A 21073-nucleotide genomic window follows, 5' to 3' on the forward strand; every position below is an offset into this window, starting at 1 on the left:
ATCCGAGTCGAGATGCCCGGGCCCGGGTCCGGAACCTGGTGGCCCGGTGGTTCGAGTCCGGGTGTTTGGAGCCCTGTTGCCCCGGTGCAACCGGCTCGCGGTCCGTGGCCTCTCGGCTCCCCGGTGCCTCTGCGTGTCCGTGTCTTCCCGGCTCCGTGAGCCGGCGCGCACGCCGGGTGGCCGGTGGTGCGCCCGCGGTGACCTCGGACGATCCCCGGTCGAGACGCCGACGCGGTGATGCCCGTTCGTCACCCGGATGACCACGCGCAACCTGTTTATCGCCCGGGAGTTCGACCGTAGAGTGATGGCCGCCGCGGCGCGCCGGGCGGTTTATCCCGTTCCACGCGCGTCGCGGTGAGTCGATCGTGCGCCACGTCGGATCCGCCGCCGCGGTGTTGCTCAGCCGAGGCGGCACCCAGCCACGACACAGGAGGCCATCACCTTGGCATCGAAGATCGCCCGTCCCCTCCTCGCCCTCGTCGCGACTCCAGTGCTCGCCGCCCTCCTGGTGGGTGCCGGAACGCACGGGGGCGCCGCCACGCCCGGTGCTCCCGGGGCGGGCGACCCGTACTTCCCGGACTCCGGGAACGGTGGAATCCATGTCGTCCACTACGGCCTCGACCTGGACTACACACCCACCACCAAAAACCTCGCGGCCACCGCCGACCTCACCGTCACCGCGACTCGGAAGCTGAGTTCGTTCAACCTCGACCTGTCCGGACTGACGGTGGACAGTGTGCGGATCGACGGCCGACGGGCCGCCTTCAGCCGCGCGGGCAACGAGCTCACGGTCACCCCGTCCCGGGCGCTGGACAAGGGCCGCAGGTTCCATGTGGTCGTCACCTACTCGGGTGTACCGGCACATGTGTACGACCCGGACGGCTCCCCGGACGGCTGGATCATCCAACCCGACGACTCGGTCTTCGTGGCCAGTGAGCCCCAGGGCGCGATGACCTGGTTCCCCAGCAACAGCCACCCGAGCGACAAGTCCACATACGACGTCGAGGTCACCGTCCCCGACGGCTGGACCGCCGTGTCCAACGGCCGGTTGCGCGACCGGCGCAGCCGCGGCGGCAAGACCACGTTCGCGTGGCGCGAGTCGCAGCCGATGGCCGCCTACCTGGCGACGGCGAGCATCGGCCGGTTCCAGACCGAGCAGTACACCACCCGGAGCGGGCTTCCCGTATACAACGCGGTCGTCCCGAGCCAGGCCGCGGCGGCCAAGCCGGTGCTCGATCAACTGCCCGCCGTGATCGAGTTCGAGAGCAGGCTCTTCGGTCGGTACCCGTTCGACGCCGCGGGCTCGATCGTGCACGACGCGCCCGACGTCGGCTACGCCCTGGAGACCCAGACCAGGCCGATCTACGACCGGGCGCCGCGGCTGGACACCCTGGTGCACGAGACGGCGCACCAGTGGTTCGGTGACTCGGTGACGCTGACGAAGTGGCAGGACATCTGGCTGAACGAGGGCTTCGCCACCTACGCTGAATGGCTGTGGGACGCCGAGCACGGCGGCCCGAGCACGGCGCAGAGGTTCGCCGCCGACTACGCCCTGCCGGAGACCGACGCGCTGTGGTCCTTCCCGGCCGGCGACCCGGGCGACGGCGGGCACATCTTCGGCAAGCCGCCGTACGCGCGCGGTGCGATGGTGTTGGAGAAGCTGCGCCAGACCGTGGGCGACCGGGACTTCTTCGCCATCCTCCGGGCCTGGGCGAGCGAACACCGGTACGGCCACGCCGACTCGGCCGGGTTCATCGCGCTGAGCAAGCACATCTCCGGCAAGAACCTGGACGCCATGTTCGCGACCTGGCTGTACGGAAGCGGCAAGCCGGCCACCCCGTAACACGATCGACGACACGACGGACCATGCCCCGAGAGCCCCGGGTCGGATGCGACATCCGACCCGGGGCTCTCGGGGCCCACCCCCCATGCATCGAGGAGAGTCGTGAACCATACGAGGAGCTTCACCCGAGGTGTACTGGCCACCGCACTGGTGGCGACGATGGTCGGCGCGACGGCACCCGCCGTCGCCGCCGGCTCCGCGACGAAAGCCTGCGCGTGGACTCCGGCCGTGCTGCCGATGCCCGCGGGCGCGCTCGCCGGCGACGTGTCGGCGACCGACGGAAGCGGTGGCTACGCGGGCACGATCTCGTACGGCGCGAATTCCGCGCAGGGCTCCCGGGCGACGTTGTGGAAGAACGGCAAGTTAACCGACTACGGATACCTGAACGTTCCCGGATACCAGAAGTGGGTCGAGGTCCTGGGCGTCGACAAGGCCGGGACGGTCGTCGCGAACGCCTTCCGAAACGGCGGACCGTCGAGCGCCGTCCGCTCGCGCGACGCCGGGCTGGAGCGGCTGCCCGAACCGCCCGGTGTCTCCGCCTCGCGGGCGACGGGCATCAACGACCACGGGGACATCGTCGGCGCGGTCGACGTCGGAACCGGCGGCGCGTCGTATTGGCGCGCGGTGATCTGGCCCGCCGACAAGCCCGGAACAGTGGTCGAACTGAACGGGTTGCCCGACGGCGAGGGTTACGCCACCGGTATCGATCAGGACGGCACCGTGCTGGTCGAGGTGGACAAGGACTTCAGCAGGAGGCCCTACCTGTGGAAGGCGGGTCGAGCGCGTGCGGCGCGCCTTCCCGCCGGGGCCACGGACGTTCTCACCCGCGGCATATCCAACGGCCGCATCATCGGCCAGGTCACGTATCGTTCGGGCAACGGCGCGCCGAGCGTGTTGTGGGATCGCGACGGCGTGCCGCGCGCCGTGTCGCGGGCCGCGGACGTCACGGGCATCAACCGCGACGGTCGCATCGTCGGTCGTACCGATGATCCCGATTGGCACGAATTCGGCGTCTGGCGGTCGTCGGCGCTCGAAGCCACGTTGAGCTACGCCCCCGACCGCGGGCTCGAATTCGCGGTCGCCGGTGACGACGGCACGATCGCCGGCCGGAGCTGGAAGATCCCCGGCGGCCGGGACGAGCCGACCGTGTGGACCTGCCGCTGACCCGACCGACCGCACGGGTGATGCCCGGTCCGGACGCCGAAGCGGGCCCGCGGCTCGACTGCCGCGGGCCCCCTCGGCGGTGGGCCGTCAGGGTCGGCGCGGCGGGCCGAACCAGGTGGTGAGGGCCTGGCGAAGGGCCCGGGTGTCCGGGGCGGTGTCGAGGTCGGCCCCCCAGGCGACGTGGCCGTCGGGGCGGATCAGGAGCGCGGCCGGGGCGGCGACCTCGCTGCCGGGCGGGACGGGCCAGTACTCGTCCTCGCTCCGGGCCTCGACGAGGTCGACCCGATCCGACCAGTCCCGGACCACCTCCGCCACCTCCGCGTCGCCCCGCAGATCGAGCAGGACCGGACGGGCCGCGTGCAACAACGCGTGGATCCGGCCGACGCCCTCGGACGTCTTGAGGTCGGCGTCGGGCACCCGCCGACCCACCAGCGCGTGGTCGCCGTCGATCGGGTACCGGATGTCCAGTGCGGTGAGCATGGCGCACAGATGCCGGTTGACGTCGTCGAACACGATGAGCGAGCCGAACACGTCGCGCAGCGCGTCCGTTTGCGGCCCGGGGCGGGTCAGGGCGGACTGCGCCCGGGTGTTGTGCAGCACCCGCTCGGCGACCGGGTGGCGTTCGTCGTGGTAGCTGTCCAACAGGTGCTCCGGCGCCCGACCGAGCACCACCGAGGCGAGCTTCCAGCCGAGGTTGACCGCGTCCTGTACACCCACGTTCAACCCCTGCCCGCCGGCCGGGAAGTGGATGTGCGCCGCGTCGCCCGCGAGCAGCACCCGGCCGACCCGGTAGCGGGCCGCCTGCCGCGCGGCGTCGCCGAACCGGGAGATCCACCGGGGGTTGCGCATGCCGTAGTCGGTGCCCGCGAGCCTGATCAGCGAGTCCCGGAGCTGCTCGAACGTCGCCGGTTCGTCGCGATCCGCGACCCGGTCGTAGGCGGACGTGATCACCCGGTACCAGCCCGGCTCGAAGCCGATCACCGAGAACTCGCCGTCCGTGCGACGCCGCGCCCAGATGTACTCCTCGTCCAGATCGGGGAGTTCGACGTCACCGATCAGCGCGGTCATGGTGGCCGGCGTGCCCGGGAACTCGATGCCGGCCAGCTTGCGCACCGTGCTGCGCCCGCCGTCGCAGCCCACCAGCCAGCGGGCGCGCAGCGTCGCGGGCTCGTCCGTGCCCAGCTCGACGGTCACCCCGGACTCGTCCTGGTGCAGCCCGGTGACCTCGGCCGATCGCCGTACCCGTACGCCGAGTTCGGCCGCCCACTCCTCGAGGAGTCGCTCGATGGTGGACTGCGTGATCATCAGCGGCAGGGGGTGCCGGGACTCGGACTCGTCGAAGTCCAGCCAGATGCCGGAGAAGTGGCCCACCGACTGGAGTTCGCCGAGCGCCAGGAACCGGTCCAGCACCCCGCGCTGGTCCAGCACCTCCAGGGTGCGGGAGTGCATCCCGCCGGCGCGCGCCTCGCCCGTGCGGTCCGCGCGCCGCTCGACCACCGCCACGTCGACGCCCGCCAGTCGCAGTTCGCAGGCCAGCATCAGACCCGTCGGCCCGGCGCCCGCGATCACCACGTCCGCGTCCATGCCGGTGTGTGCCACGTCGTTTCCCCCTGATTCCACTGCGTCTCCAACCGGTCAGAGCGGGTTCACGCGGTACATCGGGAAGTACGACCCGATCCGGGCGTTCGCGTAGTCGTCGGCCAACTCCGGTACCCGGTCGAAGTCGTAGATCACGTCCGATCCCTTCGGCGCGATCCAGCCCTCGGCCTCCTGGAAGTCGCGGATGCCCGGCGAGTCCGGCAGGCGCCACACGTGCGTGTTGACGAGGAGGTGCCGGCCGATGCTCTCCGCGCCGCGCAGGTGCGACAGGCGCATCCCCGCCTTCCAGCCGCACGTGGTGACGACCCCCTCGCGGGCCAGCGCGGTCAGGGTGATGTCGTACAGGGGCTCGCCGATGTTGTCCACGAAGATCGCGACCCCGTGGCCGTCGCTGAGTTCGTTCACCAACTCCAGGAACTCCCGGACCGACGTGCGCCGGCGCTGATGCCGCTCGCGGTCCGTGCGTTCCGCCCTCGTGGGCAGCGAGAGCGCGGGGAATCGGCGGCGATCCACCGGGGTGATGCCGTTCTCGCGCAGGAAGGCGATCCGATCGTCCGAGCCCGCCGTCATCGCCACGCGGAACCCGGCCCGCTTGGCCAGCATCAGTTCGGCGAAGGACACGCCGCCGCCCCAGCCGAAGACCAGATGGTTCGCGGGGTCGTCGTCGGCCACCTGGGTGCGCCAACACCCGTACGCCTTCTGCCAGTTGTCCCACGCAGTGAAGTACCGCCCGTACGTGGTCCACTGCGGCAGCGAGTAGGCGGTGCCGTCCGGGATCGGCAGCAGCAGCCGGGCGTCCATCTTCGTGCGCTTGGCCAGCAGGCCGATGGTGTGGGGGCAGTCGTAGGCGTAGGCCAGTTCGGCGTAGCCGAAGCGGTCGAGCTTCCCGAACGGCATGAGGAGACACAGGTCCCCTTCGCGGACCCGCACGTCCCGGCCGGGAGCGTGCACGTCGAGCACGCGTACCACGCCCAGGTTGCCGAGGACCACCGCGTCCTCACCGCGACTGCTGCACACGTCGATCGGTGAACGGGTCAGCGCGTGGTCCATGTTGGCCTCCCAGGAGCACAGGATCGGCTCCACCAGCGCCTCACCCTCCTCCAACGGGCCGAAGGCGAACCGATCGCGTTGCAACGCGCTCCCGGGACTGCCGTCGTGCGCACCGGTCATCGCACCGGAGCGCAGGACCCAGGCATCTGGCGAGTAGATGACAACCTCCTGTGATCGACTGTGTTCGCGAAGTCCTGAAGTCCCGAAGTCCCGAAGTCCCGAGTACCGAGTGCCGGAGGACCGAAATCCCGGCGCTACCCGCCGGTGACGGCCGGCACGCGGTAGCCCACCGACACCCCGCCCCATGCCTCGCCCGCGCCGTAGGCCACCGCTCCGAGTCGGCCCACGGTGGGCACGGAACCGGCCGCCAGTTCCTCGGCGAACGCCAGCGGGATCGTCGCGGACGACGTGTTCCCGGAGTGCTCGATGCGATTCACGAACGGCACGCCGAGATGTGCGGTGAAGTTGCGGACCTGCTCCAGGATGCGACCGTTCGCCTGGTGACCGACCACGACGGTCGGCGCGGGGCCGTGGTCGAAGAGGTACTGCGCCGACTCCGTCATCCGGCGCACGGCGCGGTCGTACACCTGCATCCCGTCCAGGTGGATGCCGCCGCCGTCGAGTTCGCGCATCAGCGCCTCCTGGGCGCCGTCGCAGCCCGCCACCTGGCGGAACCCCTCGAACTCCGGGCGATCCGCCAGCAATACGGCCGCGGCGCCGTCGCCGAAGATGCACGCCGTCTGGCGGTCGGTCCGGTCCACCATCCGGGACATGGCCTCCACCGAGCACAGCAGGACCGACCGCGCCGATCCCGCGTCGCACAACGAGAGCCCGGTGACCAGACCGTAGACGAAGCCGCAACAGGCCGCGTTCATGTCGAACGTCAGCACCGAGGGCCCCAGTCCGACGAGCTGCGCCACCTTCTGCGCGATTCCCGGAACCCGCTGCCGCGACGAGGTGCTGACCACGATCAGGGCGCCGATCTCGGCGGAGTCCGCCATCCCGGTCACGATCGGCGCGCAGGTTTCCGCCGCCACCTCCGCCAACGAGGCCTCGTCCGGCAGCCAGGAGCGGGACGCGATGCCGCTGCGGCGCCGGATCCACTCGTCGGTGAGGCCGATCGACGTGAAGTGGTCGTTGTCGATCCTCCGGCCCGGCTTGGCGGTGGCGATGTCGACGATGCCCGCGCTCATCCCCGGTTCGCCAACTTCACGAAATAGGTGGTGAAATCGTCCAGGAAGGCGAAGCCGGCGGTCTCCTTCAGATCGCCCTTGACCTGGAGTTCGCTCTCCAACTGCTGGTGCAGCTCGACCAGGTCGAGGGAGTCGAGGTCGAGGTCGGCGATCGGCCGGGCGAGGTCGTCGGGACCCAACGCCGGGTCGCGCTCGCGCAGTTTGGCCAGCATGGTGTCCGCGATCCGGCTCTCGATGTCGCTCATGTCCTTCTCCGTTCTCCGTCCCCGGGGGGAACTACTCGGCCGCCAACCGGTACAGCACCTCGCCGGACTTGAGGATCGTGCCCACCGTCGCGGCGTGGGCCGTGATCCGTCCGCCGCGTTCCGCCTCGATCTCGGTGCTGGCCTTGTCGGTCTCCACGACCGCGACCACGTCACCGCGCTCGACCCGGTCGCCGACACCGGCGACCCACTCGATCAACAGGGCCTCGCCGAGGCCGTGTCCGAAGCCGGGAACCTGCATGTCCTCGGAGGAATCGCTCACTTCGTCATCACCAGCACCTCGTCCTTGATCTCCTGCACACCGATCAGGTATTCGCTCTCGAAGTTCGCCGGGGGATAGACGCGGCGTTCGGGGGCCAGCCGGCGGATCGGGCCCCGGAGCGTGTCGAAACCGCGCTCGGCCACCTCCGCGGCGATCTCGGCGCCGATGCCGACGTCCTTCGATCCCTCGTGCACGATCAGCAGTCGTCCGGTGCGGGTCACCGACTCCAGGACCGTGTCCATGTCGAGCGGGGCCACCCAGCGCAGGTCCACCACCTCGACGTCGACGTCCGGGGCGAGGTCGTGCGCCGCCTCCAGCACCTCGTGGGTGATCGCGCCGAACGTGGCGATCGTCAGGTCCGTGCCGCGCCGGACGATCCGGGCCGCGGTCGGCGACCGCGCCGGCTCGGGGTCCCGCACGGGCGTGTCCCGCCGCCAGTACAGCCGGATCGGCTCGTACACCACCACGGGCGAGCCGAGCGTCACCGCGTGGCGCAACACCTGGTCGGCGTCCTCGCCGGTGGACGGGCACGCCACCGAGATGCCCGGATAGCGGGCGAACAGCGCCTCGTTGGACTCGCTGTGGTGCTCGACGCCCCGGAAGCCCCCGCCGGTCGGGATGCGCACCACCAGACTCGGGCTCACCTGCCCGTTCCACCGGTAGCCGATCCGGGACGCCTGGGTCACCAGCTGGTTCACCGCGGGATAGGTGAACCCGTCGAACTGGATCTCGCAGATCGGCACGAGACCGCTCATCGTCATGCCGACGGCCTGGCCCACGATGGTGGACTCGGCCAGCAGCGCGTCGCGTACCCGCTCCGCGCCGAAGCGCTCCCGCAGGCCCCGGGTCACCCGGAACACGCCGCCGAGGCGGCCGATGTCCTCGCCGAGAAGCAGCAGTCCCGGCTCGTGTTCGAGCAGGTCGGCGAGGGTCGCGTTGATCGACTCCGCGAAGGTGGGGGTCCGCACGGTGCTCGTCTCGACGGTGCTCGTCACGCGTACTCCTTCATCAACCGTTCGCGCATCTCCCGTACCTCGGCCTCGACGCCGTCGAGCCAGGCGGTGTCCACCACGCCCAGGCCGCTCAGCCGGGCCGCGTACGAGGTCACCGGATCCGCGGCCACGCTGCGCGCGATGTCGTCGCGGGTGCGGTAGACCTCCTGCGAGTCGGTGGTCGTGTGGCCGCGGATGCGTCCGACCTGGATCTCGACCAGATAGGGCGCGCGTTCCCCGCGGATGTGGGCGGCGGCCCGCGAGCAGGCCGAGAACACGGTTTCCGGGTCCCGACCCGAGATCCGGACCGACTCGATCCCGAAACCCCGGGCCCGCTCGGCCACCGAGGTGCGCATCTGCTCCTCGGCCGGCTTCGAGATGGCCCAGCCGTTGTTCTGGCACACGAACAGCACGGACGCCGACTCGACGGCGGCCAGGTTCAGCGCCTCCGACATGTCGCCTTCGCTGGTGGCGCCGTCGCCCACGTACACGACGACGAAGTCCTCGCGCCCCTGGAGGCGTTGCCCGATCGAATAGCCGACCCCGTGCAGCGTCTGCGCGGCCAGGACCAGCGTGTAGGGGAAGAAGCGCAACCGGTACGGATCCCAGCCGCAGAACGTGCGGCCGGCCCACTGGGCCAGCAACTCGTCCGGCGCCACGCCCCGAAGCAGTGCGATGGCATGCTCCCGATAGGTGGGAAAGACCGTCGCCTCCGGACCCACGGCGAGCGCGGAGCCGACCTGCGCGGCCTCGTGCCCCTGGCCCGACGCCCACAGGATGAGCCCGCCCTGCTTCTGGAGCCGATGCGCCTCCTCGTCGAGACCTCTCGCCACCAGCATGTGGCGCAACAACGACCGCCGTGTGTCGTCGTGCAATTCGGTCGCGTACTCGTACTCGGATTCCGACTTCAAGACCATGGATCACCAGCCGTAGGTTCGTCGATGAGCTTTCTGTCGTCGTATCGCGGTTTCGCGCGCACCATCCCCGGGACCTCCGGGCGACGGTGAACCGTACGTCGGCGGTCGGGGTGCGGCTTTTCCGGCATTTCCCCGCCCGGGAGATCGGGCCTCGGCGGGCCGGCCGCGCAGACCCGTAATCGACTGCGCGCTCTCGATCGCCTCCGGGGAGGAGATTGGCTGAACCCGAATTCGAGCAGACCCGTCCACGGGCCGATGCCCGGTCATGGTGGCACAGAACTCGGTGGGGTACAGGTCCGGTGGATGCCCGGGAGGTCGGCACTCCCGCAGCCATTGTTCGGCGCGCCCGTCGCCATTGTGACGTGGGCGGTCGGGTTCTACGGTGTGGCGTCGGAACTCCGGTGCGGCCGGTGGATGCCGGGTGTCCCGTCGACGGGACGACGCCGAACGGCGAACCCGCGTCCCGGCCCGAAGATGTGCAATATCGAGTCGCCGGCGACGGCCGGGGGTGATGATCCCCCGCCGAATTGCCATCCGAGTCGCCCCGTGATCGCCTGGGGCGGCTCGGTCCTGGCATTTTTCCATTCCCAGTTGTGTCGCGACGATCAAGGACGGTGCCCGTGAGCACGAACCCCTTCGACGACGAGGACGGCCGTTTCCAGGTCCTGGTCAATGACGAGGAACAACACTCCCTGTGGCCGGTGTTCGCCGACGTCCCCGAGGGCTGGCGGGTGGTCTTCGGCGAGGCGGGCCGGGCCGAATGCCTGGAATACGTCGAGCGGAACTGGACCGACCTGCGCCCGAAGAGCCTGCGGGAGGCCATGGCGGCGGACCGGTGATCCTGCGGGGAAAGCGGGTCGCCCTGCCGCCGGATCCCGTCGTGCACCGGCGATTCGAGGCGCACGCGAGAACCACTCCGGACGCCGTCGCCGTGCGCTGGGCCGACCGGGAGGTGTCGTACGCCGAACTGGACGTGCGGGCCAACCGGTTCGCGCACCTGCTGATCGCGCGCGGACACGGCAGGGGAGCGAGGGTCGGCCTCTGCCTCGACTACTCGATCGACCTGCTGGTCGCCATCCTCGGCACGCTGAAGGCGGGCGCGGCCTACGTCCCGCTCGACCCGGCCTACCCGGAGGCGCGACTGCGGCTGCTGCTGGGCCAGGTCCCCGATCTCGCCATGATCGTGGCCTCCCCGGCGACGTTCGCCCAGGTCGAGTCGGCGACCGTCGAGGTGGTCGTGTTCGAGGAACTGGCCGACTACCTCGACGGGCTCGCCGGCACCGCCCCCGACGTCCCGGTCACCGGGGACGACGTGTGCTACGCGGTCTTCACGTCCGGCTCCACCGGTACGCCGAAGCTGACCGCGGTGCGGCACGAGGGCTGGTTCAACCTGTTGAACTGGCTGATGCTCGAATTCGGCCTGGACTCCGGGTCGGACAACCTCGTGGTCAGCGCGTTCGGGTTCGACCTGTCGCAACGCAGCCTGATGATGCCGCTGTTCTGCGGCGCCACCCAACACCTGCTCGCCAGCCGCAACTTCGACGCCGCGATGGCCTATCGGCTGCTGAACCGACACGGGATCCGCGTCGTGCACTGCGCCTCCAGCACGCTGTACCTGCTGGTGGACTGGGAGACGGCGCGCAAGGGCGACGCGCTCACCCGGCTGGACTACGTGATCTTCGGCGGCGAGGCGCTGCACGTGGAACGGCTCGCGAACTGGATGCGCCGCGAGGGCAATACGTGCACCCTCCTGCACCAGTACGGGGTCGCCGAGTGCACGGACGTCGCCTCGTCCTACGACCTGGCCGGCTACCGGGCGGGCGAGCACGACATCGCGCCGGTCGGCAGACCCGCCTACAACACCGACCTGCACATCGTCGACGAGCACTTGCGAGGCGTCGCGGCGGGGGAGTACGGCGAGATCTGCATCGCCGGGACCAGCGTGGGCGCGGGCTACCTCAACGGCACCGGACCCGAATCCGAGCGGTTCACCACGATCGAGGTGGACGGCGAACCGCGCCGGGTGTACCGCACGGGCGACCGCGGCCACGTCGACGCGAACGGCGATCTCGTCATCGCCGGCCGGATGGACGCGCAGGTGAAGGTGCGCGGGATGCGCATCGACCCCACCGACATCGAGCGTGCGCTCGGCCGGTTGCCCGGCGTCCGGCAGGCCGCCGTGGCGGTCGGGCGCACCGATTCGGGCGACGTCGAGCTGATCGCGTTCCTCGTCCCGACCGGCGACGAACTCGCCGAGGACGACGTGCGCGCCGGCCTTCTGGAGACGTTGCCGCGAAACATGGTTCCGGCCCGGTTCGTCAACACCGCGCGGATTCCGCTGAGTCCGCACGGGAAGGTGGATCGGCCGGCGTTGATCGAGGAGTTCCGGGCGAACTTCGCCGACAGCGGCACCCCGGCATAGTCGACGGACCTTGATGACAACCGAGAGGACCTGTGATGATTGCCGAAAGAGTGCTGTCCATCTGGTGTCGGGAACTCCGGCGCGACGATATCTCCGTCGACGACAATTTCTTCGCCCTCGGCGGCCAATCCGTGATTATGGCCGGTATCCAGGGCGCGTTCATCGATGAACTGGACGTCGAGGTTCCGATGGACCAGTTGTTCCTCAATCCGACGGTGTCGTCGATTTCCGCGTACATCGAATCCATGGGCGCGACGACCTCATAGCGTCGGCCGGTCGTCCCGGCGACCACGACGACTTTCCGGCTGCGGCCGCTTCGGGATCCAGATAACCACCAAGTGAGAGAGGCACCATGTACGACGTCATTGTCATCGGTGCCCGTTGCGCGGGTTCGCCAGCGGCCATGTTGTTCGCGCGTCAGGGATATCGAGTCCTGCTCCTGGAGAAGGCACGATTTCCCCTGGACACGCTGTCCTCGCATTACATCCACCAGCCGGGAGTGGCGCTGCTCGGTCGCTGGGGTCTGCTCGACGACCTCCGCGCCGCCGGTTGCCCGCCGATCGACCACGAGAGCTACGACGGGCCGGGGGTGCGACTGGACGGCTTCTCGCTGCCGGTCGACGGCTACCGGACGACCTACGCGCCCAGGCGGTTCGTGCTCGACCCGATCCTCGCGCGCGGAGCGGTGGCGTCCGGTGTGGACTTCCGGGAGTCCTGCGCGGTCACCGACCTGATCTTCGAGGACGATCGGGTGGTCGGGGTGCGGTACACCACGCCCGAGGGCACCGAGGCGACGGACCGGGCCCGGCTGGTGATCGGCGCGGACGGCATGCGCTCGCTGGTGGCCCGCAAGGTCGGCGCGCAAAACGTCGTCGAGCACCCGCGGGCGACCTGCGTCTACTACAGCTACTGGGCCGACGTCCCGTCGAGCTTCGAGCTGTTCGAGCGGCCGGGGCGGTGGATCGCCGCGATCCCGACCAACGACGACCTCACGCTGATCATGACCTACTTCCCGCAGGACGAGTTCCCCACCGTCCGCACCGCGGTGGAGCCCGCCTACCTGGAGGCCGTGCGCACCACCAACCCCGTGCTGTTCGAGCGCATGGCGGCGGGCAAGCGCGTGGAGCAGATGTACGGCACGGGGCACCAGGAGAACTACTTCCGCAAGGCCTACGGGCCCGGGTGGGTCCTGCTGGGCGACGCGGTGCACCACAAGGACTCGATCACCGCCCGCGGGATCACCGACGCCTTCATCCAGGCCCAGACGCTCGTCGACCACATCGGCGACGGCCTGCACGACGACGCCGTGCTCAAGCGGGCGTTGCGCCGCTACGAGAACGACCTGAACAACAACTTCCTCAACCTCTACCAGGGCGTGCTCAACGTGGCCGAGCTCAAGCCCGAGGGGCGCACGGAGATGTTGCGCAAACTGGTCGGCCACCAGGACCTGATCGACCGCTACTTCTCCACGGTCTCGGGTGCGTGCTCCCTCGACGACTTCTACAACGCCGACCTCTTGACGGTGCTCGATCAGAACTGAGTGGCGGATTGCTCCTGTGTAGTTCTGCCGATTTGGAGACACAATGATTCCGTTGTCGTTCGCGCAGCGTCGGCTGTGGTTCGTGGACCGCTTCGAAGGCCCCTCGCCGACCTACAACGGCGCGTTCGCCCTGCGGTTGACCGGTGAACTGGACGTGCCCGCACTGGAGTCGGCGCTCCGCGATGTCGTCGACAGGCACGAGGTCCTGCGCACGGTGATCGTCGAGGACGGCGACGGAGTCCCCCATCAGCGGGTGCTGCCCGCCGATCACGAGCCGTTGCGCCTGCCGGTCGTCGAGGTCGCCGAGGAGGGGCGGGCGGCGGCGGTCGACGAGGTGGCCGGCAAGTGCTTCGACCTGTCCGCCGACATGCCGATCCGGGCCGGGCTGGTGCGGTGTGGTCCGCGCGAGCACACCCTGGTGGTGGTGGCGCACCACATCGCCGTGGACGGGGAGTCCTTCGGGCCGCTGTTCCGCGACCTGACCGCGGCCTTCGCGGCGCGCCGCGCGGGCGAGGCGCCGGTGTGGGAGCCACTGCCGGTGCAGTACGCGGACTACACGCTGTGGCAGCGCGACGTGCTCGGCGACGAATCCGACCCGGAGAGCGTGGCGGCGCGGCAACTCGCCTACTGGCGCGAGGGGTTGGCCGACATGGTGCAGCCGCTGGCGCTGCCGACGGACCGCCCGCGGCCGAGGATGATGACCCACCGCGGCGACGCGGTCGGGTTCGCCATCGACCCCGACCTGCTCCGCTCCGTGGAGAAGTTGGCCGCGCAGGCGGACACCACGGTCTCGATGGTCATGCACTCCGCGCTCGCGGTGCTGCTGCACCACCTCGGCTGCGGCGACGACGTGCCGATCGGTGCCCCGATCGCCGGCCGCACCGACGAGGAACTGCGGGACCTGGTCGGCTTCTTCGTCAACACCTGGGTGCTGCGCGTCGACCTCTCCGGGAACCCGACCTTCGTCGAACTGCTGCGGCGGGTGCGGGACCGGGCGCTGGCCGCCTACGACAACCAGGACATGCCGTTCGAGCGGCTGGTGGAACTGCTGAACCCGGACCGGTCCACCGCCTACAACCCGTACTTCCAGGTGATGCTCTCCTGGCAACCGCCGGTGCCGGCGCTGACCATCCCGGGTCTGGAGGTGCGCGCCGAGCGGTTGGAGACCCGAACGGCCAAGTTCGACCTGTTCTTCGACCTGCTCCCGAACGCCTCGGGCGGGGCGCGGTGCCGACTGGAGTACCGCACCGACCTGTTCGACCGGGACACGGTCGAAACCCTCGCGCGGCGGTTCGTGCGCGTGCTGGGCCGGCTCGCCGCCGACGCGGAGCGCGGGATCGGCGGGATCGACGTGCTGGACGCGGCCGAGCGGGAGCGGCTGCTCGTCACGTTCAACGACACCGCCACGACGCGGACCGAACTGACCGTCCCGGACCTGTTCGAAACCCAGGTGGCGAAGACACCGGACGCCCCGGCGATCGTGTGCGACGAACGCACGCTGACCTATCGCGAGCTGGACGACCGGGCCAACGCCGTCGCGTGGGAGCTGATCCGGCGCGGCGCCGGACCCGAGGACCTGGTGGTGCTGGCCCTGCCGCGCACCGAGGACCTGGTGGTCGGCCTGCTCGGCATCCTCAAGTCCGGTGCCGGATACGTGCCGATGGACCCGCTGTACCTCGGCGGCCGAGCGGAGACCGTGCTCGCCGAGGCGGCGCCGCGGTTCGCGGTCACCGACGCCCGGACGTGGCCGGACATGCCGGCCAACGACATCACGACCGTCGACCTGGACCGGCGCGCGGAGTGGGACCCGCCCGCGGGGGCGCCGGACGACGCGCGCCGGATCTCGCCGTTGGCGCCGGACCACCTGGCGTACGTCATGTACACCTCCGGCTCCACCGGCAAGCCCAAGGGCGCCGCGATCACCCACCGCAACGTGGTCAACGGCGTGCGGGAGCTGGTCCGCGTGCTCGACGCACCTCCCGAATGGCGGATGTTGGCCGGCACCTCGGTGAACTTCGACGTCTCGGTCTTCGAACTGCTGACCACCCTGTCCACCGGCGGCACGGCCGAGGTGGTGCCCAACGTGCTGGCCCTCGGCGAGCGTCCCGGCTGGGCCGGCCACGTGATCAGCGCGGTCCCCTCGGTGCTCGGCGAACTGGTCGGCCACCTGGAGAAGACCACCGACGTGCGCACGGTCGTCTTCGCCGGCGACATCCTCCCGGCCCGCCTCGTACGGCAGGTGCGCGAGGCGCTGCCCGGCGTGCGGATCGTCAACTCCTATGGGCAGAGCGAGAGTTTCTACGCCACCACGTTCGCCCTCGGCGGGTCCGAGGAGTGGACGGAGGGCGAGGTCGCGCCGATCGGCACCCCGCTGGGGAACATGCGCGCCTACGTGCTCGGCCCGGGACTCGCCCCGGTGCCGCAGGGTGTGGTCGGCGAGCTGTACGTGGCGGGGACCTGCCTGGGGCGCGGCTACCACGGCCGCCCGGGCCTGACCGGGGAGCGGTTCGTGGCCGACCCGTTCGGCCCGGCCGGCGGGCGCATGTACCGCACGGGCGACCTGGCCCGTCGGAACGCGCGCGGGCAGTTGGAATGCCTGGGCCGCGGCGACGGCCAGGTGAAGGTGCGCGGCTTCCGGATCGAGACCGCCGAGGTCGAGGCGGCCTGCGCGGCGCACCCCGGGATCGGCGAGGCGGTGGTGGTCGCCCGCGAGGTGCCCGCCGGCGGCCGGCGACTGGTCGCGTACGTGGTGCACACCGAAGGGGAGCGCGTCGGCGACGACGGCGCCGGCGGGATCGGCGACGTGGACGTACAGTCCGGCGCCTCGGCCGCCGAACTGCGCAGGTTCGTCGCCGCCCGACTGCCCGACTACATGGTGCCGTCGGCCTTCGTGGTGCTGGGCCGGATGCCGCTCGGGCCGACCGGCAAACTGGACCGCTCGGCGCTGCCCGAACCCGAGTTCGTCGGCGAGAGCTACCGGGAGCCGCGCACCGAGGCCGAGGCGATCGTCGCCGCGGCGTACGCGGACGTGCTCGGTGTGGAACGCGTCGGCGTCGACGACGACTTCTTCGCGATCGGCGGGGACAGCCTGCGGTCGATCCAGGTGGTGGCCCGGACCCGGGCCCGGGGCCTGGAGCTGACCACGCGGGAGATCTTCGAGTGCCGTACCGCGGCCCGACTCGCCGAGGTGGCCGGCGCCCGCCGGGACACGATCCCGGCGCTCGCGGAGCACGAGGGCGGCGGTGTCGGCCCGATGCCGTTGCAGCCGGTGGCCCGCCAGGTGTTCGAACACGGCGGCGGCATCGACCGGTTCGCCATGGCGATCACCCTGGAACTGCCCGCCGGCATCGACGCGAGCGGCCTGGCGGCGACGCTGGACGCCGTACTCGACCGGCACGACCTGCTGCGCGCGCGACTGGTGCGCGGCGACGACGGATCCTCCCTCGTGGTACGCCCCCGGGGCGCGGTGCGGGCGGCGGAGCTGATCCGCCGGGTCCCGTGCGACGGCCGGTGGGAGGAGCCGAAGCTGCTCGATCTGGCGCGCACGGAACTGGACGAGGCGACCGGACGCCTGGACCCGGAAGCCGGGACCATGGCGGACTTCGTCTGGTTCGCCGCCGAGTCGGGCGCCGGCCGACTGCTCGTGGTGCTGCACCACCTCGTGGTGGACGGCGTGTCCTGGCGGATCCTGATGGCCGACCTCGCCGAGGCGTGGCAGCAGGTCCGCTCCGGTCGTACGCCCGAACTGCCCGCCGTCGGCACCTCGGCCCGCCGCTGGGCGTCGGCCCTGGAAGAGGTGGCGCTGAGCCCCGAGCGGGAAGCCGAACTGTCGTTCTGGCGCGACATGTTGGAAGCGCCGAACCCGCCGCTGGGCACCCGCGCGTTCGACCCGGCGGTGGATGTGATGTCCACGCTCGACAGCGTGCGCGTGCAGTTGCCCGCCGACGTCACCGAGGCGGTGCTGACCACGCTCCCCGCGGCCTTCCGGGGCACCGGGACCGATGTGCTGCTCGCCGCGCTCGCCCTGGCGGTCAACCGGTGGCAGGGCGCGGAGCGCTCCACCCTGGTGCGGTTGGAGGGACACGGCCGCGAGGAGGACGTCGTCCCCGGCGCCGACCTGTCCCGGACCGTCGGCTGGTTCACCGGCATGTACCCGGCCCGGGTCGACGTGCGCGGCGTGGACCCGGCCGAGGTGTCGGCCGGCGGCCCCGCCGTCGCGCGGGCGATCAAGCTGGTCAAGGAGCAACTGCGGGCCATCCCCGACAAGGGCGTGGGATTCGCCCTGCTGCGTCACCTCAACCCGGAGACCGCCGAACAACTGGCCGAACTCCCGGTGCCGCAGATCGGGTTCAACTACCTCGGCCGGATCTCCGACACCGACGTGCCCGAACACCTGCGCGCGCAGGGGTGGGGACCGGCGTCGTCCTGGTCCGCCGAACTGGTCCCGACGCCCGACCCGGACCTGCCCGCCCTGTCCGCTCTGGAGGTCAGCGCGGTCGCCACGGACACCCCCGACGGCACCCGGCTGCAGGCCGCCTTCATGTTCCCCACCGGCCTGCTCACCCGCGAGCGCACCGCCGAACTGGCCGAGCTGTGGGTGCGGATGTTGCGCGGGATGGCCGCGCACGCCGCGCAGTCGGCGATCGGCGGACTGACACCGTCGGACAACCCGCTGGTCACGGTGGGACAGGACGAGATCGAGACCTGGGAGGAGCGCTACGGCCGACTGGCCGACGTGTGGCCGATGCCCCCGTCGCAGTCCGGCATCCTGTTCCAGGCGGCACTCGCCGACGGCTCCTTCGACGTCTACCACATGCAGTTCGTGCTGCACCTGTCCGGACACGTGGACCCGGAACGCACCCGGGCGGCCGGGCAGGCACTGCTCTCCCGCTACCCCAACCTGCGCTCCGCGTTCCTGACCGGAGCCGGCGGCGAGCCGATCCAGGTCGTGCCGGAACACGTCGACATCCCCTGGCGGCACATCGACCTGACCGGCCGCGACGAGGCCGACCAGGACGCCGAACTCGACCGCTTCCTCGCCGCGGACCGGGTCGACCAACTCGATCCCACCCGGCCGCCGCTGCTGCGCCTGGCCCTGCTCACCTGCGGGCCGCGGCGGGCCAAGCTCGTGATCACGGCGCACCACGCGCTGTTCGACGGCTGGTCGTCGCCGGCGGTGATCACGGACCTGATCCGGCTCTACTCCGGCGCCCACGAGTTGACCCCCGTCCGCAGCTACGGCGACTACCTGGCCTGGTTGTCCGCACAGGACCGGGAGACGTCGGCCGCCAAGTGGGCCGCCGAACTCGCCGGATTCGACCGGCCGACCCTGGTCGCGCCGAACACCGCGCTCCAGGAGGCGGCGTCCGCGCTGGGCCGGGTCGAGGTACCGCTGTCGATCGACAAGGGACGTGAACTCGCCCGCCGCGCCGCCGAACTCGGGGTCACCCTGAACACCCTGCTCCAGGCCGCGTGGGCGATCCTGCTCGCCAAGCTGACCGGGCAGCAGGACGTGGTCTTCGGCGCCGCCGTCAACGGCCGCCCGGCGGACCTGCTCGGCTCCGACGAGATGGTCGGCCTGTTCATCAACACCCTGCCGATCCGGGTCTTCTGCCGACCCGACCAGCGCGTCGCCGACGTGGTCACCGAACTGCAGCAGCGGCAGACCGCGCTGCTCGACCACAACCACTACGGGCTGGCCGACATCCAGCGCGGCGTCGGACTGCCCGCGCTGTTCGACACCATCGTGGTCTTCCAGTCCTACCCGATCGACCGCGAGGGCATGTTCGAGGCGAACACCTCGGCGGGCTTCACGATCGACGCCATCCGGCCGTTCGCGGGCTCGCACTACCCGCTCACGCTCAACGCCTCCGACCCCTACCTGCGACTGTCCCTCGACTACCAGAACCACCTCTACGACCGCGCCGCGGCCGAGGAGGTCGGCGCCCGGCTCGTCCGGGTCCTGGAACAGGTGCTCGTCGACCCGACGGTGCCGGTCGGCGCCGTCGACGTGCTGACGGCGGACGAACACGAGCGGCTGGTGCGCCTGGTCAACGACACCGCGCACCCGGTGGCCCCCGACACCCTGCCGGGCGCGTTCGAGGCCCAGGTGGCGCGGGAGCCCGATCGGATCGCGCTGATCGGCGACCGGGAGACGCTGACCTACCGGGAGTTCAACCGGCGCGCCAATCAACTGGCGCACTGGCTGATCGTCCAGGGCGCGGGCCCCGAGCAGACGATCGCGGTGCGGATCCCCCGCTCCGTGGACCTGATGGTGGCGATCTACGCCGTGGTCAAGACCGGTGCCGGCTACCTGCCGGTGGACACCGACCTGCCCGAGGACCGCGTGCGGCACGTACTGGACGGCGCGAAGCCGCTCCTGGTACTCGACGGCACGCTTCCGGACGTGTCCGGATACCCGGTGGTCGACCCCGAGCGCGGGTTGTCGCCGGACAACGCCGCCTACATCATCTACACCTCCGGGTCCACCGGCGGCCCCAAGGGCGTCCAGGTGTCGCACCGGTCGATCATGAACCGGCTGAAGTGGGGCCTGGCGCACTTCGACGTCGACGCCCGGGACCGGGTGCTGCTCAGCACCTCGGCGAGCTTCGACGTGTCGGTGCCCGAACTGTTCGCCCCCCTCCAGGTCGGCGCCGCCGTGGTGATCGCCCGGCCGGACGGACGCCGGGACCCGGCCTACCTGGCCGAGTTGATCCGGCGCGAGAAGGTGACCGGCGCCGACTTCGTGCCCTCCCTCCTGGAGGCGTTCGTCGCCGAACCCTCGGCCAAGGCGTGCACGAGCCTGCGCTGGATCGAGGTCGCCGGCGAGGCGTTCCCGGCCACGCTCGCGAACAAGGTGGTCGAACTGCTGCCCGACTGCGGGGTGCACAACCTCTACGGGCCCACCGAGGCGGCCGTCGAGGTCACCGCCTGGCAGCACGTACCCGGCGCGGACCGGGTCCCGATCGGGGCACCGGTGTGGAACACACGGGTGTACGTGCTGGACGCGGCGCTGCGCCCGGTCGCGCCCGGCGTCGCGGGGGAGCTGTACCTGGCCGGCACCGGCCTCGCCCGGGGCTACCTCGGCCGCACCGACCTGACCGCGAACCGGTTCGTCGCCTGCCCGTACGGCGCGCCGGGAAGCCGGATGTACCGCACCGGCGACCTGGTGCGCTGGAACGAGGACGGCCAGGTCGAATACCTCGGCCGCACCGACTTCCAGGTCAAGGTCCGCGGCTTCCGGATCGAACTCGGCGAGATCGAGGCGGCGCTGACCGCACACCCCGACGTCGACCACGCCGTGGTCGTGGTGCGCGAAGAGCGCGCCGGCGACCAGCGGCTGGTCGCCTACGTCGTCCCGGGCAAGGACCCGGGCACCGCGCGCGCGGCCGACCTCGACATCGCCGCGCTGACCGACCTGGCCCGGGAACGGCTGCCCGAGTACATGGTCCCCTCGGCCATCGTGCCGCTCGCCGAGTTCCCCACGAACGCGAGCGGAAAGCTCGACCGCAAGGCCCTGCCCGTGCCCGAGCGGACCGAGGTCGCGGTCGGACGCGGGCCGCGCGACAAGCGGGAGGAAGTGCTCTGCCGGTTGTTCGCCGAACTGCTCGGTGTGGAGGAAATCGGCATCGACGTCGACTTCTTCGAGCACGGCGGGCACTCGCTGCTGGCCACCCGGCTGACCGGTCGCATCCGCAACGAACTCGACGTCGACGTGAAAGTCACGACGGTATTCCGCAATCCGACCGTCGCCAAGCTGGCGGAGAGCCTCGGCGAATCGACCGCCTCCAGCCGCCCGCAGCTGCGCCCGATGACCACATAGGAGAAG

At 70.9% G+C, this 21073-nt stretch carries 14 protein-coding genes; 7 read left to right on the forward strand and 7 right to left on the reverse strand.

From position 1 onward, the window contains the following. The first annotated feature begins 442 nt into the window (after positions 1 to 442). Together EMA17_RS06630 and EMA17_RS06635 are read left to right on the forward strand one after the other, a co-directional pair. Positions 443 to 1843, forward strand: coding sequence for a M1 family metallopeptidase (locus tag EMA17_RS06630; RefSeq protein WP_126635955.1), 1401 nt, complete (start codon positions 443 to 445; stop codon positions 1841 to 1843). Positions 1844 to 1945: 102 nt separating this feature from the next. Beyond that, complete coding sequence (locus EMA17_RS06635) at positions 1946 to 3007, forward strand: hypothetical protein (protein WP_126635956.1); 1062 nt, start codon at positions 1946 to 1948, stop codon at positions 3005 to 3007. An 87-nt stretch (positions 3008 to 3094) separates the two neighbouring features. Here the strand turns inward: EMA17_RS06635 and EMA17_RS06640 are convergent, their stop codons facing one another. The 7 genes from EMA17_RS06640 to EMA17_RS06670 all read right to left on the reverse strand — a co-directional run bounded on the left by EMA17_RS06640 (position 3095) and on the right by EMA17_RS06670 (position 9283). Continuing rightward, positions 3095 to 4606, reverse strand: a complete 1512-nt coding sequence (locus EMA17_RS06640) for an FAD-dependent monooxygenase (RefSeq protein WP_218042675.1) — start codon at positions 4604 to 4606, stop codon at positions 3095 to 3097. A 36-nt stretch (positions 4607 to 4642) separates the two neighbouring features. Beyond that, entirely contained in the window at positions 4643 to 5776 is a 1134-nt protein-coding gene (locus tag EMA17_RS06645; protein WP_126635957.1) for an MDR/zinc-dependent alcohol dehydrogenase-like family protein, read from the reverse strand. Between the two features lie 134 nt (positions 5777 to 5910). After that, positions 5911 to 6849, reverse strand: a complete 939-nt coding sequence (locus tag EMA17_RS06650; RefSeq protein ID WP_126635958.1) for a 3-oxoacyl-ACP synthase III family protein — start codon at positions 6847 to 6849, stop codon at positions 5911 to 5913. Next, on the reverse strand, positions 6846 to 7094 hold the full coding sequence (locus EMA17_RS06655) for a phosphopantetheine-binding protein (protein ID WP_126635959.1): 249 nt from the start codon (positions 7092 to 7094) through the stop codon (positions 6846 to 6848). Before EMA17_RS06655 ends, EMA17_RS06650 begins: the two co-directional genes overlap by 4 nt. Positions 7095 to 7125: 31 nt before the next feature. Continuing rightward, entirely contained in the window at positions 7126 to 7374 is a 249-nt protein-coding gene (locus EMA17_RS06660) for a biotin/lipoyl-containing protein (RefSeq protein WP_246126486.1), read from the reverse strand. Beyond that, on the reverse strand, positions 7371 to 8369 hold the full coding sequence (locus tag EMA17_RS06665; RefSeq protein WP_246126487.1) for an alpha-ketoacid dehydrogenase subunit beta: 999 nt from the start codon (positions 8367 to 8369) through the stop codon (positions 7371 to 7373). The genes EMA17_RS06660 and EMA17_RS06665 overlap by 4 nt, the downstream gene beginning before the upstream one ends. Beyond that, the gene (locus EMA17_RS06670) at positions 8366 to 9283 is read right to left on the reverse strand and encodes a thiamine pyrophosphate-dependent dehydrogenase E1 component subunit alpha (protein ID WP_246126488.1); all 918 of its coding nucleotides are present in this window, start codon (positions 9281 to 9283) and stop codon (positions 8366 to 8368) included. Before EMA17_RS06670 ends, EMA17_RS06665 begins: the two co-directional genes overlap by 4 nt. Positions 9284 to 9903: 620 nt before the next feature. Here EMA17_RS06670 and EMA17_RS06675 point away from each other — a divergent pair. The 5 genes from EMA17_RS06675 (at position 9904) to EMA17_RS06695 (ending at position 21067) form a co-directional block, all read left to right on the forward strand. Continuing rightward, entirely contained in the window at positions 9904 to 10122 is a 219-nt protein-coding gene (locus EMA17_RS06675; protein ID WP_126635960.1) for an MbtH family protein, read from the forward strand. After that, on the forward strand, positions 10119 to 11705 hold the full coding sequence (locus EMA17_RS06680) for an amino acid adenylation domain-containing protein (protein WP_126635961.1): 1587 nt from the start codon (positions 10119 to 10121) through the stop codon (positions 11703 to 11705). Before EMA17_RS06675 ends, EMA17_RS06680 begins: the two co-directional genes overlap by 4 nt. Before the next feature lie 35 nt (positions 11706 to 11740). After that, the gene (locus tag EMA17_RS06685) at positions 11741 to 11971 is read left to right on the forward strand and encodes an acyl carrier protein (protein ID WP_078979655.1); all 231 of its coding nucleotides are present in this window, start codon (positions 11741 to 11743) and stop codon (positions 11969 to 11971) included. An 86-nt stretch (positions 11972 to 12057) separates the two neighbouring features. Then, a complete protein-coding gene (locus EMA17_RS06690) occupies positions 12058 to 13245 on the forward strand; it encodes an NAD(P)/FAD-dependent oxidoreductase (protein WP_126635962.1) in 1188 nt (395 codons plus the stop codon). 43 nt (positions 13246 to 13288) lie between these two features. Beyond that, entirely contained in the window at positions 13289 to 21067 is a 7779-nt protein-coding gene (locus tag EMA17_RS06695; protein ID WP_126635963.1) for a non-ribosomal peptide synthetase, read from the forward strand. The last annotated feature ends 6 nt before the right edge of the window (positions 21068 to 21073 follow it).

Origin of the sequence: Embleya hyalina (assembly GCF_003967355.1) — a bacterium.
GTDB classification, from domain to species: domain Bacteria; phylum Actinomycetota; class Actinomycetes; order Streptomycetales; family Streptomycetaceae; genus Embleya; species Embleya hyalina.